Source organism: Gallaecimonas pentaromativorans (assembly GCF_003751625.1).
Lineage (GTDB): Bacteria > Pseudomonadota > Gammaproteobacteria > Enterobacterales > Gallaecimonadaceae > Gallaecimonas > Gallaecimonas pentaromativorans.
In genome coordinates, this window is the sequence record NZ_RJUL01000005.1 from 250,804 (window position 1) to 264,265 (window position 13,462).

At 57.3% G+C, this 13,462-nt stretch carries 12 protein-coding genes; 9 read left to right on the top strand and 3 right to left on the bottom strand.

From position 1 onward, the window contains the following. The 4 genes from carB to EDC28_RS11075 all read left to right on the top strand — a co-directional run bounded on the left by carB (nucleotide 1) and on the right by EDC28_RS11075 (nucleotide 6,403). The gene (gene carB / locus EDC28_RS11060) at nucleotides 1-3,216 is read left to right on the top strand and encodes a carbamoyl-phosphate synthase large subunit (protein ID WP_050658477.1); all 3,216 of its coding nucleotides are present in this window, start codon (nucleotides 1-3) and stop codon (nucleotides 3,214-3,216) included. A 507-nt stretch (nucleotides 3,217-3,723) separates the two neighbouring features. Continuing rightward, nucleotides 3,724-4,467 carry an acetoacetyl-CoA reductase gene (phbB, locus tag EDC28_RS11065; RefSeq protein WP_050658479.1) on the top strand — a complete coding sequence of 248 codons (744 nt, stop codon included), beginning with the start codon at nucleotides 3,724-3,726 and terminating at the stop codon, nucleotides 4,465-4,467. Nucleotides 4,468-4,479: 12 nt separating this feature from the next. After that, nucleotides 4,480-4,827 carry a phasin family protein gene (locus EDC28_RS11070; protein ID WP_123421639.1) on the top strand — a complete coding sequence of 116 codons (348 nt, stop codon included), beginning with the start codon at nucleotides 4,480-4,482 and terminating at the stop codon, nucleotides 4,825-4,827. A gap of 1 nt (nucleotide 4,828) precedes the next feature. Further along, a complete protein-coding gene (locus EDC28_RS11075; RefSeq protein WP_123421640.1) occupies nucleotides 4,829-6,403 on the top strand; it encodes a PHA/PHB synthase family protein in 1,575 nt (524 codons plus the stop codon). Between the two features lie 26 nt (nucleotides 6,404-6,429). Here the strand turns inward: EDC28_RS11075 and EDC28_RS11080 are convergent, their stop codons facing one another. Together EDC28_RS11080 and EDC28_RS11085 are read right to left on the bottom strand one after the other, a co-directional pair. Beyond that, nucleotides 6,430-7,098: a YiaD family glycine zipper/OmpA-like lipoprotein gene (locus EDC28_RS11080; protein ID WP_123421641.1), complete on the bottom strand. Its 669-nt coding sequence runs from the start codon at nucleotides 7,096-7,098 to the stop codon at nucleotides 6,430-6,432. 83 nt (nucleotides 7,099-7,181) lie between these two features. After that, nucleotides 7,182-7,430 carry a hypothetical protein gene (locus EDC28_RS11085; RefSeq protein ID WP_050658483.1) on the bottom strand — a complete coding sequence of 83 codons (249 nt, stop codon included), beginning with the start codon at nucleotides 7,428-7,430 and terminating at the stop codon, nucleotides 7,182-7,184. A 178-nt stretch (nucleotides 7,431-7,608) separates the two neighbouring features. On the opposite strand from EDC28_RS11085, the gene greA reads away from it, so the two are divergent. After that, entirely contained in the window at nucleotides 7,609-8,085 is a 477-nt protein-coding gene (greA, locus tag EDC28_RS11090; protein ID WP_050658484.1) for a transcription elongation factor GreA, read from the top strand. 42 nt (nucleotides 8,086-8,127) lie between these two features. Here the strand turns inward: greA and yhbY are convergent, their stop codons facing one another. Beyond that, nucleotides 8,128-8,421, bottom strand: coding sequence for a ribosome assembly RNA-binding protein YhbY (gene yhbY, locus EDC28_RS11095; protein WP_050658485.1), 294 nt, complete (start codon nucleotides 8,419-8,421; stop codon nucleotides 8,128-8,130). A gap of 75 nt (nucleotides 8,422-8,496) precedes the next feature. On the opposite strand from yhbY, the gene rlmE reads away from it, so the two are divergent. The 4 genes from rlmE to glmM are packed head-to-tail and all read left to right on the top strand — an operon-like array spanning nucleotide 8,497 to nucleotide 13,290. Further along, on the top strand, nucleotides 8,497-9,126 hold the full coding sequence (rlmE, locus tag EDC28_RS11100) for a 23S rRNA (uridine(2552)-2'-O)-methyltransferase RlmE (protein ID WP_050658486.1): 630 nt from the start codon (nucleotides 8,497-8,499) through the stop codon (nucleotides 9,124-9,126). Nucleotides 9,127-9,171: 45 nt separating this feature from the next. Then, the gene (gene ftsH, locus EDC28_RS11105; protein WP_050658487.1) at nucleotides 9,172-11,094 is read left to right on the top strand and encodes an ATP-dependent zinc metalloprotease FtsH; all 1,923 of its coding nucleotides are present in this window, start codon (nucleotides 9,172-9,174) and stop codon (nucleotides 11,092-11,094) included. 54 nt (nucleotides 11,095-11,148) lie between these two features. Continuing rightward, nucleotides 11,149-11,946 carry a dihydropteroate synthase gene (folP, locus tag EDC28_RS11110; RefSeq protein WP_050658488.1) on the top strand — a complete coding sequence of 266 codons (798 nt, stop codon included), beginning with the start codon at nucleotides 11,149-11,151 and terminating at the stop codon, nucleotides 11,944-11,946. A gap of 3 nt (nucleotides 11,947-11,949) precedes the next feature. Further along, the gene (gene glmM, locus EDC28_RS11115) at nucleotides 11,950-13,290 is read left to right on the top strand and encodes a phosphoglucosamine mutase (RefSeq protein WP_123421642.1); all 1,341 of its coding nucleotides are present in this window, start codon (nucleotides 11,950-11,952) and stop codon (nucleotides 13,288-13,290) included. The last annotated feature ends 172 nt before the right edge of the window (nucleotides 13,291-13,462 follow it).

The following is a 13,462-nucleotide window of genomic DNA, read 5'->3' on the forward strand; positions in this document are numbered from 1 at the left end:
ATGCCAAAACGTACCGACCTTAAAAGCATTCTCATCCTCGGCGCTGGCCCCATCGTTATCGGCCAGGCCTGTGAGTTCGACTACTCCGGCACCCAGGCCTGTAAGGCCCTGCGTGAAGAGGGTTACCGGGTTATTCTGGTGAACTCCAACCCCGCCACCATCATGACCGACCCGGGCATGGCCGATGCTACTTACATCGAGCCGGTGCACTGGGAAGTGGTGGCCAAGATCATCGAAAAAGAACGCCCCGACGCCATTCTGCCCACCATGGGCGGCCAGACTGCGCTCAACTGCGCCCTGGACCTGGACAAGCACGGCGTGCTGGAAAAATTCGGCGTACAGATGATTGGCGCTACCGCCGATGCCATCGACAAGGCCGAAGACCGCGAGCGTTTTGTTGAGGCCATGGCCAACATCAACCTGGCCGTGCCCCGCGCCCGTATCGCCCACAGCTGGGAAGACTGCGAAGACATCATTGATGACATCGGTCTGCCTTGCATCATCCGCCCCAGCTTCACCATGGGCGGCACCGGTGGCGGTATTGCTTACAACAAAGAAGAATACGAAGAAATTTGCCGCCGCGGCCTCGATTTGAGCCCCACCAATGAGCTCTTGATTGACGAGAGCCTGATTGGCTGGAAAGAGTACGAGATGGAAGTGGTGCGTGACCGCAACGACAACGCCATCATCGTCTGCTCTATCGAAAACTTCGACCCCATGGGTATCCACACCGGCGACTCCATCACCGTGGCCCCGGCGCAAACCCTGACCGACAAGGAATACCAGATCATGCGTAACGCCTCCTTGGCGGTACTGCGTGAGATTGGTGTGGAAACCGGCGGCTCCAACGTGCAGTTCGGGGTGAACCCCAAAGACGGCCGCATGGTGGTTATCGAGATGAACCCGCGGGTGTCTCGCTCCTCCGCCCTGGCCTCCAAGGCCACCGGCTTCCCCATTGCCAAGGTGGCGGCCAAGCTGGCGGTAGGTTACACCCTGGACGAGCTGATGAACGACATCACCGGTGGCAAGACCCCGGCGTCGTTCGAGCCGTCCATCGACTACGTGGTTACCAAGATCCCGCGTTTTAACTTTGAGAAGTTTGCCGGTGCCAACGACCGCCTCACAACTCAGATGAAATCGGTGGGTGAGGTGATGGCCATTGGCCGTAACCAGCAAGAATCCCTGCAAAAGGCCCTGCGCGGCCTGGAAGTGGGCGCCAGCGGTTTTGACCCCATGGTGGACTTGGAAGACCCGGAAGCCACCTCTATTCTGCGCCGTGAGCTCAAAGAAGCGGGCGCCGAGCGGATTTGGTACATCGCCGATGCTTTCCGTAGCGGCATGACCATGGACGATGTGTTCAAGCTGACCAACATCGACCCCTGGTTTCTGGTGCAAATCGAAGACTTGCTCAAAGACGAAAAAGCCGTGGCCGAGAAGGGCCTGGCCGGTCTGGACCCGGTGTTCCTGCGCAAACTCAAGCGCAAGGGCTTTTCTGATGCTCGCCTGGCGGCCATCCTGGGTGTTGCCGAGTCTGAAGTGCGCAAAATCCGCCACGCCAACAACATCGTGCCCGTTTATAAGCGCGTCGATACCTGCGCGGCTGAATTTGCCAGCTCCACCGCTTATATGTATTCGAGCTACGACGACGAGTGCGAAGCCAACCCCTCTGACCGTGAGAAAATCATGGTTATCGGTGGCGGCCCGAACCGTATCGGCCAGGGTATCGAGTTTGACTACTGCTGCGTTCACGCCGCCCTTGCCATGCGCGAAGACGGTTATGAGACCATCATGGTCAACTGTAACCCCGAGACCGTGTCGACCGACTACGACACCTCTGACCGCCTCTACTTCGAATCCATTACCTTCGAAGACGTGCTGGAAATCGTGCGCCTGGAAAAACCCAAGGGCGTTATCGTCCAGTACGGCGGCCAGACTCCGCTGAAACTGGCTCGCGCCTTGGAAGCGGCCGGTGTGCCCATCATCGGTACCAGCCCGGATGCCATCGACCGCTCTGAAGACCGTGAGCGCTTCCAGCAAGCGGTTGAGCGCCTGGGCCTCAAGCAGCCCGAGAACGCCACCGTCACCAACCTGGAGCAGGCCATCTCCAAGGCGGCGACCATAGGTTATCCGCTGGTGGTGCGCCCCTCCTACGTGCTGGGCGGCCGCGCCATGGAAATCGTCTACGACGAAGTGGACCTGCGCCGCTACATGACCGACGCCGTGAAGGTGTCCAACGACAGCCCGGTGCTGCTGGACCGTTTCTTGGACGACGCCGTGGAAGTGGACATCGATGCCATCTGTGACGGCACCGATGTGCTGATTGGCGGCATCATGGAGCACATCGAGCAAGCGGGCGTGCACTCCGGCGATTCTGGCTGTTCACTGCCCCCTTACACCCTGTCCAAAGACATTCAGGACCGGATGCGTGAGCAGGTGCGTAAGCTCGCCTTTGAGCTGAACGTTATCGGCCTGATGAACACCCAGTTCGCGGTTAAGGACAACGAGATTTACCTCATTGAGGTCAACCCCCGCGCGTCCCGTACCGTGCCCTTTGTGTCCAAGGCTACCGGCTTGTCTCTGGCCAAGATTGCCGCCCGGGTCATGGCCGGCCAGTCTCTTGCCCAGCAGGGCATCAGCAGCGAGGTGATCCCGCCTTACTACTGCGTTAAAGAAGCGGTGCTGCCCTTTGCCAAGTTCCCGGGTGTTGACCCCATCCTGGGCCCAGAAATGCGCTCTACCGGTGAAGTCATGGGTGTGGGTAAAACCTTCCCCGAGGCCTATGCCAAGTCGCAGTTGGGCGCCAACAGCGTCACCCCCAAAGGTGGCCGGGCGCTCATCTCCGTACGCGACACCGACAAGGCGCGCGCCGTCGAGCTGGCTCGTCAGCTGCTGGCCCTGGGCTTTGAACTGGACGCCACCCACGGCACCGCCGTGGTACTGGGCGAAGCCGGTATCAACCCGCGCCTGGTGAACAAGGTGCATGAAGGCCGCCCACACATCGTGGACCGCATTAAGAACGGTGAGTACAGCTACATCATCAACACCACCGAAGGCCGCCAGGCCATCGAGGACTCCAAGGTGATGCGCCGCGGCGCACTGATGAACAAAGTGAGCTATACCACCACCCTCAATGCCGCCTTTGCCACCTGCCAGAGCTTGCTGGTCTCCGACCGCGACTCGGTGATTTCCGTCCAGGAAATGCACCAGCAGTGCTAAGCGCTCAAGTGTAAAAAAGCCCCGCTGATGCGGGGCTTTTTGTTGGTCCAAAATGGCATGTCGTTAAAATGCCAAGCTGCTTTCTTGGTCAACATCAAAAAGCTGAAGATACTGTCCTTATTGTTACCAGTATTTTCGCGATATGGCCTACAGCCCTTGTCTGCCATGGCGTGGCGGGGTGCCCTGATGACAATTTTATAGTGGCTGCGGTATAGCCCTCATAAACATCCGGTTTTGATTGAAAGCGCTGCTAACTCCATGTTTTCGATACTGACATCCTTGGCCACGCCTTGGTCGTGGGATGTGGGGCGCAAACTAACTGCATTGTTTCATCTCAGAAACCACTCTGTTTTCGGCATGTTACAGCGGTAACCCTTCTGGCTGCCGTATTTTGATCCTGATCATGGATTAATCTGTTGTACAAAAAATCTTCATGAAAATTTAGAGCTGAGACTCTAGCCCTGGACTAGCTTTAGAGAAAATCAACTGCTCTCTCAGGGGAACTCGATGGACGTACAAGGACAAGTCGCCTTAGTTACTGGGGCAAATGGCGGTATCGGCACGGCAATTTGCCGCGCTTTGGCAAAGGAAGGCTACAAGGTGGCGACGCTGTGTCGCTGCCCCGAAAAAGCCGCACGTTGGGTTGAGCAGGAAAAAGCCTTGGGCTTTGACCCTTATCTGGTACTGGCCGACATTTGCGACCAGGATGGAGTCTTCAGCGCTATCTCGGTTATCGAGAAGGAGCTGGGGCCACTGTCGGTGGTGGTTAACAATGCCGGTATTACCCGCGATAAGACCCTTAGAAAGATGATGGAAGATGACTGGCTGGAGGTTATCCAGACCAACCTCACCGGTGCCTACCATCTTTGCCGCGCCGCCGTGCCGCAGATGCTGGAGCACAAATACGGCCGTATCATCAATATCAGCTCCATCAACGGCGAAAAAGGCCAGTTGGGCCAGACCAACTACTCGGCCGCCAAGGCCGGTCTGCACGGCCTGACCATGGCCCTGGCCCAGGAAGTGGCCAATAAAGGTATTACCGTCAACACCATCTCCCCTGGTTATATCGCTACCGAAATGGTAATGGCGGTGCCTGAGGAGATCCGCAACTCCATCATTGCCCAGATCCCGGTTGGCCGCCTTGGCGACCCGGCCGAGATCGCCCGTATCGTCGCCTTTCTCGCTTCCCCCGAGTCAGGTTTTATCACCGGTTCCAATATTTCCGCCAATGGCGGACAACACATGCATTAAAAGGAGATCGTTATGTTTCAAGATTGGATCCGCCAAGCCAATGGCCAACAACAGGATGTGCTCAAGCCGCTGGCGCAAATCAACACCATGTTGCTGGACAACGTGGCCAAGCTCAGCAAGTACCAGATTGATGCCCTGGACACCTACACCCAGAGCCAAATCGAGTACGCCAAAAAGCTCAACGACGCCGCCGCCAAGGGCGATACCGCCATGGTCGGGCAGGTGCAGATGAGCCAGATGGCTGATTTGAACAAACGCTTCATGCAGGACTGCAAGTCCTTCCTGGAGCTCAATGAAGGCCTGCGAAAGGAGTTCAGCCAGGTCTTTGCCAATATCGCCAAGGAAGAGGTGAAAGGCTGATATGCCCCATGACAACCCCTGGGAGGCCTGCTGGCCTCCCATGCTGGCCATGGGTGACCAACTGGTAACTGCCGCGGCCAACCAGCCCCAGGCTTTCTGGGCTGCGGGGGCCAACTGGTGGCAGGCGCAGAGTCGCCTCTGGCAAGACAACGTCGAAAAGATGCTCAGCGACGGTAAGCCTGAGGAGTACTGGCAATACTTCCAGCAAAGCCACAAGCTGATGAATGGCTATTGGCAGGAGAGCATCGACAACCTCGAACATGTGCCTAACAAGGACAAAAAGCAGCTGGCCTTTTGGGCGCGCCAAACCATGCAGATGCAAGACCCGGCCCATTACCTGCTTACTAACCCCAAGGTGCTTGCTAAGACCCTGGAAGAGGGCGGCGACAACTTGGTGCGTGGCCTGGGATCCCTGGTGGAGGATATGGACAACAGCCCCATCGGGCTCAATATCCCCCTGGGCAACACCAAGCTCTATGAGCTGGGTAAAGACTTGGCTACCACCCCTGGCCAAGTAGTAAGACAATCTCCCCTGTTTGAGCTCATTCAATATGCCCCCAGCACCGAGCAGGTACACAAGACGCCGGTGCTGGTAGTCCCCCCCTGCATCAATAAGTACTACGTGCTGGATTTAAAACCCGAAAACTCCTTTGTTCGCCACTTGGTAGATCAGGGGCACACGGTGTTTTTGATGTCTTGGGTCAACCCCACCGCCCAGCATGCCGACTTTGGCATGGCTGAGTACATGCAAGGGGTGATTGAGGCTATCAACTGGGTTCGGGAACTGACCGAAGAGAACCAGGTGCATGCCATGGGTTACTGCGTCGGCGGTACCTTGCTGGCCTTGGCGTCGGCCTGGCTTGCTGCCCGCGGCGCCAAACGCATTGCCAGCCTGACCCTGGTGACCACACTCCTGGACTTTGCCGAGCCCGGCGAGCCGGGGTTGCTGCTGGTGCCGGCGCTGCTTAAGAGCGTGATGACGGTAACCGACCAGATTGGCTACATGGATGGCCGGCTGATGGCGACCGGTTTTTCACTGCTGCGCGAGCAGGAGCTTTACTGGCCGGCCTTTGTGAACCGCTACCTGCTGGGCCAGAAGCCACCGGCTTTCGATATTCTGGTGTGGAATTCCGATGTTACCCATCTGCCGGCCACCTTTTTCAGGGAGTACATCGAAAACACCTACCTGGAAAATCGCCTCGCCGAGCCGGGAAGCTGGAAGCTTGACGGCTACAAGATGGATCTTCGCCGGGTCAACGTGCCGGTTTATGTGCTGGCGGCAGACAAAGACCATATCGTTCCCCCCAAGAGTGCCTTTGCCTCGGCGCGGCTCTTTGGCGGTAACAAAAAGCGGCTAGTAACCTCTGGTGCCGGCCATGTGGCAGGGGTGGTCAACCCGCCGGCCAAAAATAAATATGGTTATAAGGTGGATGGTGAAGAGGATGCCAAGCCGGGCTCCTGGTGGCCGGATTGGTATCAATGGCTGGACAAGCAATCCGACGCCATGGTGCCGGCAAGAGCGGTACCTGAAGGCATTACCCCGGCCCCCGGGCAATATGTGAAAGTGAAGATATAAAAAAACGCCCCTCGGGGCGTTTTTTCTTAGTTATTGTCGACGATGGGGATGAGCTCAATCTCTACCCGGCGGTTCTTGGCGCGGCCCTCTGTCGTGGCATTGCTGGCAATGGGTTTGGTCTGGCCGTAACCAACGGTGCTCAGACGTTCGGGCATTACGCCGCGGCGCACCAAAAAGCTTTTGACCGAATCGGCGCGGTTAACGGACAAGGTCTGGTTGTAGGCCGCAGAACCGGTGCTGTCGGTGTGACCGGAGATCTCCACCATGGTCTTGGGATACTTGTTAAGGGTACTGGCCAGATCGGTCAGCACGCTTTGGAACTCGGGTTTGACGTCGGCGCGGTTAACATCAAAGGTGATGCCGTTGGGGATGGTCAGCAGCAGGTTGTCGCCATTGCGCTGTACATCAATGCCGGAGCCGGCGGTTTGCTGGCGAATTTCTTCTTCCTGTTTGTCCATGTAGTTACCAACAGCGGCGCCTGCCAAGGCGCCAACGGCTGCCCCAACCAGGGCGCGGTCACGGTGATGGCTGCCGGTCGCTTTACCAAGAATGGCACCGGCGATGGCACCAATGGCGGCACCGGTGCCGGTTTTATTGGTGCGCTGCTCACCGGTCTGGGAGTCAACTGTGGTACAGCCGGCCAACATGATGGCACCGGCCAGGGCGGTAACGGCGATACGTTTGGAGTTGAACATGGAAGTGTCTCCGAATTTTTTTTGGATATTAACAAAGCTCGTTGGAGTCAGAACAGGTCTCAACGGCTAGGTTCATAATTAATTCAGTGACTTCGAATACTGATAGCAGGGTGGAGATCGATTTTGCCCTCATCGTCGACGGTGATGTAATGGCTGCCGTGCTCCAGCACCGCCAGGGGAGCCAGGTGCGCCGCTCTGACAAAGAGTAACCGCGCGCCCACCTTCATCAAGGCATACACAGCATCCAGCTGAAGCTCTCCCAATATTTCGAAGTTTTGCCGGAGATCTTTGGGGTCGTTCCGGCGTTCAGCTGGTGGCAGCGTTGCGCTCATCTCAAGTGCTCCATTAGCCCAATCTAAAACAGTGTAGATGCTTCTGGACGCTAGATCTGGCGCTTGGGTGAGGGTTTTGGCTAGAATGCGGGAAAAGTATGACGGAACCGGCATAACCCAATGGGTTTTGTCGGTCTTCTATTGTTTGTTTCTAGCCACTTTATTAATTGGAGACGCCATGACGCCGATCCCCATGACCCAAGCGGGCGCCGACCAGCTGCGGGAAGAACTCAAGCACCTTAAAAGCGTGCGCCGCCCGCAGATCATTGAAGCCATTGCGACGGCCAGGGAACTGGGCGACCTCAAGGAAAACGCGGAGTATCACGCAGCCCGAGAGCAGCAGAGCTTCTGTGAAGGTCGCATTCAAGAAATCGAAGGCAAACTGAGCAATGCTCAGATCATTGACGTCACCAAGATGACCAACAACGGCCGGGTTATTTTCGGTGCCACTGTGACGGTGCTGAATCTTGATACCGACGATGAAGTGACTTACCGCATCGTCGGCGACGACGAAGCCAACATCAAATTGAACCTGATTTCGGTGAGCTCCCCCATTGCCAGAGCGCTGGTGGGCAAGCAACTGGACGACGTGGTTACGGTACAGACCCCGTCCGGTGCTAAAGAGTTTGAAATTACCCAGGTCGATTACGTCTGATAAAAAAGGCCGCGTTGGCGGCCTTTTTCTTTGCATTGAAACTTAGCGGGGCAGGCGGATCACCGGCTCTTTGGCCGGGCGGTACAGCACCAGCATGTGGCCGATCATCTGAACCTTGGCAGCAGACAGCTGCTGGCTGATGGTTTCAAAGATGGCAACTTTCAGTTCACGTTCTTTGGTTGGCACCTTCACTTTAATCAGTTCGTGATGCTCAAGCGCCTGGTCGATTTCGGCCAGCACGCCTTCGGTCAGACCATTGCTGCCAAGCAGTACAACTGGCTTTAGGGGATGCGCCAGCGCTTTGAGGTGTTGCCGTTGTTTCGGCGTGAGTTCCATGTAAATGACCCTTGTGGGTTGAAAACCGTAATTTTATCGCCATTTATAGTCCAAGATAAACGTCAAGAGACCTTCATGCCCAAGAAGAAGCGTTCCGCCAGCTCTAGTCGCTGGTTAAAAGAGCATTTTGATGACCCTTATGTCCTGGCAGCCCAAAAGCGCGGACTGAGGTCCAGGGCGGTGTTCAAGCTTGAAGAAATTCAGCAGCGCGACAAACTGATCCGCCCCGGCATGACGGTGGTGGACTTGGGCGCCGCTCCTGGTGGCTGGTCCCAATATGCCAGCGAACTGGTGGGCGAACAGGGTGAAGTGATTGCCTGCGACATTCTGCCCATGGACCCTTTGCCGGGAGTTGCCTTCTTGCAAGGCGACTTTCGCGACGAGGCGGTGCTTAACGCCCTTTTGGAGCGTATCGGTGGCCAGAAAGTCAGTGTGGTAATGTCCGACATGGCGCCGAACATGAGCGGCACCAAAGGCGTTGACCAGCCTCGGGCCATGTATTTGGTGGAACTGGCATTGGATATGTGCCGCCAAGTTATGGCACCTGGCGGGAGCTTTGTGGTCAAAGTCTTTATGGGTGAAGGCTTCGAAGATTACATGAAGTCGGTAAGAGCCGCTTTTACAACGGTCAAGACCCGAAAACCGGACTCATCCCGATCACGGTCATCGGAAGTATACATTGTGGCGACCGGGTACAAGTTATAGTACCCTGCCGTTTAGCGCGCCCCACAGCCTCAAGAGGTGCTTAAGTTGAGCGACATGGCTAAAAATCTGATTCTCTGGTTGGTTATCGCTGTTGTATTGATGGCGGTATTCCAAAGCTTCAACGGTTCGGACTCGAGCCGCAGCAGTAATGTAAGTTATACCCAGTTCGTTGACTGGACCGAAAAGGGCCAGATCAAGGACGTCCGGGTTGATAACAAGACCAGCGTGATCACCGGTACCAAAACCAGTGGTGAGCACTTTGAGACCGTTATCCCTGGCGGGTACGACAAGGATCTCATCAACGACCTGCGAGCCCACGGTGTCCAGGCTTATGCAACCAAGCCTGAATCCCCCAGCCTGCTGACCAGCATCCTCATCAACTGGTTCCCGATGCTGCTGCTTATCGGTGTATGGATCTTCTTCATGCGCCAGATGCAAGGCGGTGGTGGCAAAGGCGCCATGTCCTTCGGTAAATCCAAGGCAAGATTGCTGTCGGAAGATCAGGTGAAAACCACTTTCGCCGATGTAGCCGGTGTGGAAGAAGCCAAGGAAGAAGTGTCCGAGCTGGTGGATTACCTGCGCGACCCTTCGAAGTTCCAGAAACTGGGCGGCAAAATTCCCAAGGGCGTGCTGATGGTAGGCCCTCCAGGTACCGGTAAAACCCTGCTGGCCAAGGCCATTGCCGGTGAAGCCAAGGTACCTTTCTTTACCATCTCCGGCTCCGATTTCGTTGAAATGTTCGTGGGTGTGGGTGCGTCCCGTGTCCGTGACATGTTCGACCAAGCCAAAAAAGCCGCTCCCTGCATCATCTTTATCGACGAGATTGATGCTGTTGGTCGCCAACGTGGCGCCGGCCTTGGCGGTGGTCATGACGAGCGCGAGCAGACCCTTAACCAGATGCTGGTTGAGATGGACGGCTTTGAAGGTAACGAAGGCATTATTGTTATCGCCGCCACCAACAGGCCTGACGTGCTTGACCCGGCCCTGCTGCGCCCCGGCCGTTTCGACCGTCAGGTGGTGGTAGGCCTGCCGGACGTTCGTGGCCGCGAGCAAATCCTCAAGGTGCATATGCGTAAAGTGCCGGTGGCCGACGATGTCGAGCCAGCGCTGATCGCCCGTGGCACCCCCGGCTTTAGCGGTGCAGATCTCGCTAACCTGGTCAACGAAGCGGCGCTGTTCGCTGCCCGTACCAGCAAACGCCTGGTCAGCATGGAAGAGTTCGAAAAAGCCAAAGACAAAATCATGATGGGCGCCGAACGTCGCTCCATGGTGATGACCGAGAAAGAAAAGGAAATGACCGCTTATCACGAAGCGGGCCATGCCATCGTCGGTCGTCTGGTGCCCGAGCACGACCCGGTTTACAAGGTGTCCATCATTCCCCGTGGCCGCGCCCTGGGTGTGACCATGTACCTGCCGGAACGCGACCGGGTCAGCCACTCCAAGCAGCAGCTTGAGAGCATGATCTCCAGCCTCTTTGGTGGCCGTCTGGCCGAGGAAATCATCTACGGTTCTGAAATGGTGACGACCGGTGCCTCCAACGACATCGAACGCGCCACCGACATCGCCCGTAAAATGGTGACTCAGTGGGGCCTTTCCGAGAAGTTGGGGCCGCTGCTGTACGCCGACGACGACGGTGAAGTGTTCCTAGGCCGCAGCGCGGCCAAGAGCAAGCACATGTCTGACGACACCGCTCGCGCCATCGACGAAGAGATCAAGCACGTTATCGACCGTAACTATCAGCGTTCCAAGAAGATCTTGGAAGAGAACATGGACATCCTTCATACCATGAAGGACGCGCTGATGAAGTACGAAACCATCGACGCCAAACAGATCGACGATCTGATGAACCGTCGCGAGGTCCGGGCTCCTGCCGACTGGCAGCCGCCCAAGTCCGATAACACGCCGCCGCCGGAAGGAACGGCTGATAAGCCAATCCGACCAACCGGTGGTGAGGCCCCCGCCAACTGATGCCAAAACCCCGAGCTTGCTCGGGGTTTTCTTTTATCGTGCTAAGGAAAAAACATGGTTCAGCCTGAAGTAATGGGCATTCTCAACGTCACCCCCGATTCCTTCTCGGACGGCGGCCGCCACAACGATTTTGACGGCGCCCTGCGCCACGCCGAGCGGCTGATAAAAGAAGGCGCCGCCTGGCTGGATATCGGCGGCGAGTCTACCCGCCCCGGCGCCGCTGAGGTGCCCGAGCAAGAAGAAGTCGACCGGGTGGTGCCGGTGGTTGAAGCCATCAAGGCACGCTTTGACGTGAAGGTCTCCATCGATACCTCCAAAGCCTTGGTGATGCGCGAAAGCATCCGCTTTGGCGCCGACATGATTAACGACATTCGCGCCCTGCTCGAACCCGGTGCGCTGGCGGCGGTGGCAGCTTCCAACGTGCAAGTCTGCCTGATGCACATGCAGGGCCAGCCCCGTACCATGCAGCAGGCGCCTCAGTACCAGGATCTGATGGCTGAGGTCAGCACCTTTCTGGCCGAGCGCGTTGCCACTTGTGAGACGGCAGGGATTGCGCGTGAGCGCCTGTGGCTGGACCCTGGTTTTGGCTTTGGCAAATCCCTTGGTGATAACTATGTGATGCTCAAAAGACTGCGAGAGTTTGAAAGCCTGGGGCTGCCGCTGCTGGTGGGTATGTCGCGAAAGTCCATGATAGGCCATCTCTTGGGCCGGGACCTTGGCGAGCGGCTGGCAGGCTCCATCGCCTGCGCCTTGATTGCGGTTCAGCAGGGGGCTGGTATTATTCGCGTCCATGATGTCCAGGAAACCTGTGATGCAATACGGGTCTGGCAAGCGACTGAGCAGGGAGTCTAAGGCGTGAGCGAACGTAAGTATTTTGGCACCGACGGTATCCGTGGCCTGGTGGGTGAGCACCCCATTACCCCCGAATTTGCCCTGAAGCTGGGCTATGCGGCCGGTAAAGTGTTGTCCCGCCAGGGCACCCATAAGATTTTGATTGGTAAAGACACCCGTATCTCAGGCTACATGCTCGAGTCGGCTCTGGAAGCCGGCTTGTCGGCGGCCGGTATCAATATCGAGCTGATGGGTCCCATGCCCACCCCGGCAGTGGCTTACCTGACCCGTACCTTCAGGGCCGAAGCGGGTATCGTGATCTCCGCGTCCCACAACCCCTATCACGACAACGGCATCAAGTTCTTCTCCACCGACGGTGAAAAACTGCCTGACGAAATCGAGCTGGCCATCGAAGCCGAGTTGGATAAACCCATGGCCGGTATCAACTCCGAGCATTTGGGCAAGGCCCGCCGCCTGGACGACGCCGCTGGCCGTTACATCGAATTCTGTAAATCCAGTTTCCCGTCGCAGCTGTCGCTTAAAGGGCTGCGCATGGTGGTCGATTGCGCCAATGGTGCCACCTACCACATTGCCCCTGAGGTGTTTCGTGAGCTGGGCGCCGATGTGGTGACCATCGGTACCAACCCGGACGGCTTTAACATCAATGCCGGTTTTGGTGCCACCGACACCAAGGCCCTGGCGGCCAAGGTCAAGGAAGTACGGGCCGACTTCGGGATAGCCCTGGACGGTGACGGCGACCGCCTGATGATGGTGGACCATAACGGCAAACTGGTGGATGGCGACCAGCTTATCTTTATCCTGGCCAGCTTCTGGCAAAGCCAGGGGCTGCTGAGCGGCGGCGTTGTCGGTACCTTGATGTCCAACTTCGGTATGGAAGTGGCCTTCAAGGAAATGGGCATTGCCTTTGAGCGGGCCAAGGTGGGGGACCGCTACGTGCTTGAAAAACTCAAGGCCAATGGCTGGAACCTGGGCGGCGAGTCGTCAGGGCACATCATCAGCCTTAACCACACCACCACCGGTGACGGCATCATTGCCGCGCTTCAGGTGCTGCACGCCCTGGTGGTCACAGGCAAGCCCCTGGCCGAGCTGGCGGCGCAGATGCCCAAGTATCCGCAAAAGCTTATCAACGTGCGTTACCAGAAGGGCCAGGACCCGGTTACCCACGCCGATGTGGAGCAGGCGGTGGCTGATGCCGAAGCGGAACTGGCCAATACCGGCCGGGTTTTGCTGCGTAAATCCGGTACCGAGCCGGTGGTACGGGTGATGGTGGAAGGGGCCGAGTCTGGCCAAGTTGACCGTTTGGCCCGCGCGATCGCCGACGTTGTAACCAGGGTTGCCCAATAAAACAGCACTCGGTTGTCTTTTTTGAAAATCAGCTTGCGGGGGGGCGAGGGCTTCGTTAATATCTGCCCCGCTTTCGAGGTGAAGGGCGCTAAGCGCTGGCAAGTCATCTCGAAGCCGCTTGACAGTGGTTGTTAATTTGCGACAATCACGGCGCGGCGGGGACCACTCCCTG

What these genes read in the sequence shown, in the direction of transcription:
- EDC28_RS11075 (WP_123421640.1), top strand. Translation starts at nt 4,829, where the DNA reads ATGCCCCATGACAACCCCTGGGAGGCCTGCTGGCCTCCCATGCTGGCC.
- folP (WP_050658488.1), top strand. Translation starts at nt 11,149, where the DNA reads ATGGTTCAGCCTGAAGTAATGGGCATTCTCAACGTCACCCCCGATTCC.
- carB (WP_050658477.1), top strand. Translation starts at nt 1, where the DNA reads ATGCCAAAACGTACCGACCTTAAAAGCATTCTCATCCTCGGCGCTGGC.
- EDC28_RS11080 (WP_123421641.1), bottom strand. Translation starts at nt 7,098, where the DNA reads ATGTTCAACTCCAAACGTATCGCCGTTACCGCCCTGGCCGGTGCCATC.
- rlmE (WP_050658486.1), top strand. Translation starts at nt 8,497, where the DNA reads ATGCCCAAGAAGAAGCGTTCCGCCAGCTCTAGTCGCTGGTTAAAAGAG.
- EDC28_RS11070 (WP_123421639.1), top strand. Translation starts at nt 4,480, where the DNA reads ATGTTTCAAGATTGGATCCGCCAAGCCAATGGCCAACAACAGGATGTG.
- yhbY (WP_050658485.1), bottom strand. Translation starts at nt 8,421, where the DNA reads ATGGAACTCACGCCGAAACAACGGCAACACCTCAAAGCGCTGGCGCAT.
- EDC28_RS11085 (WP_050658483.1), bottom strand. Translation starts at nt 7,430, where the DNA reads ATGAGCGCAACGCTGCCACCAGCTGAACGCCGGAACGACCCCAAAGAT.
- phbB (WP_050658479.1), top strand. Translation starts at nt 3,724, where the DNA reads ATGGACGTACAAGGACAAGTCGCCTTAGTTACTGGGGCAAATGGCGGT.
- greA (WP_050658484.1), top strand. Translation starts at nt 7,609, where the DNA reads ATGACGCCGATCCCCATGACCCAAGCGGGCGCCGACCAGCTGCGGGAA.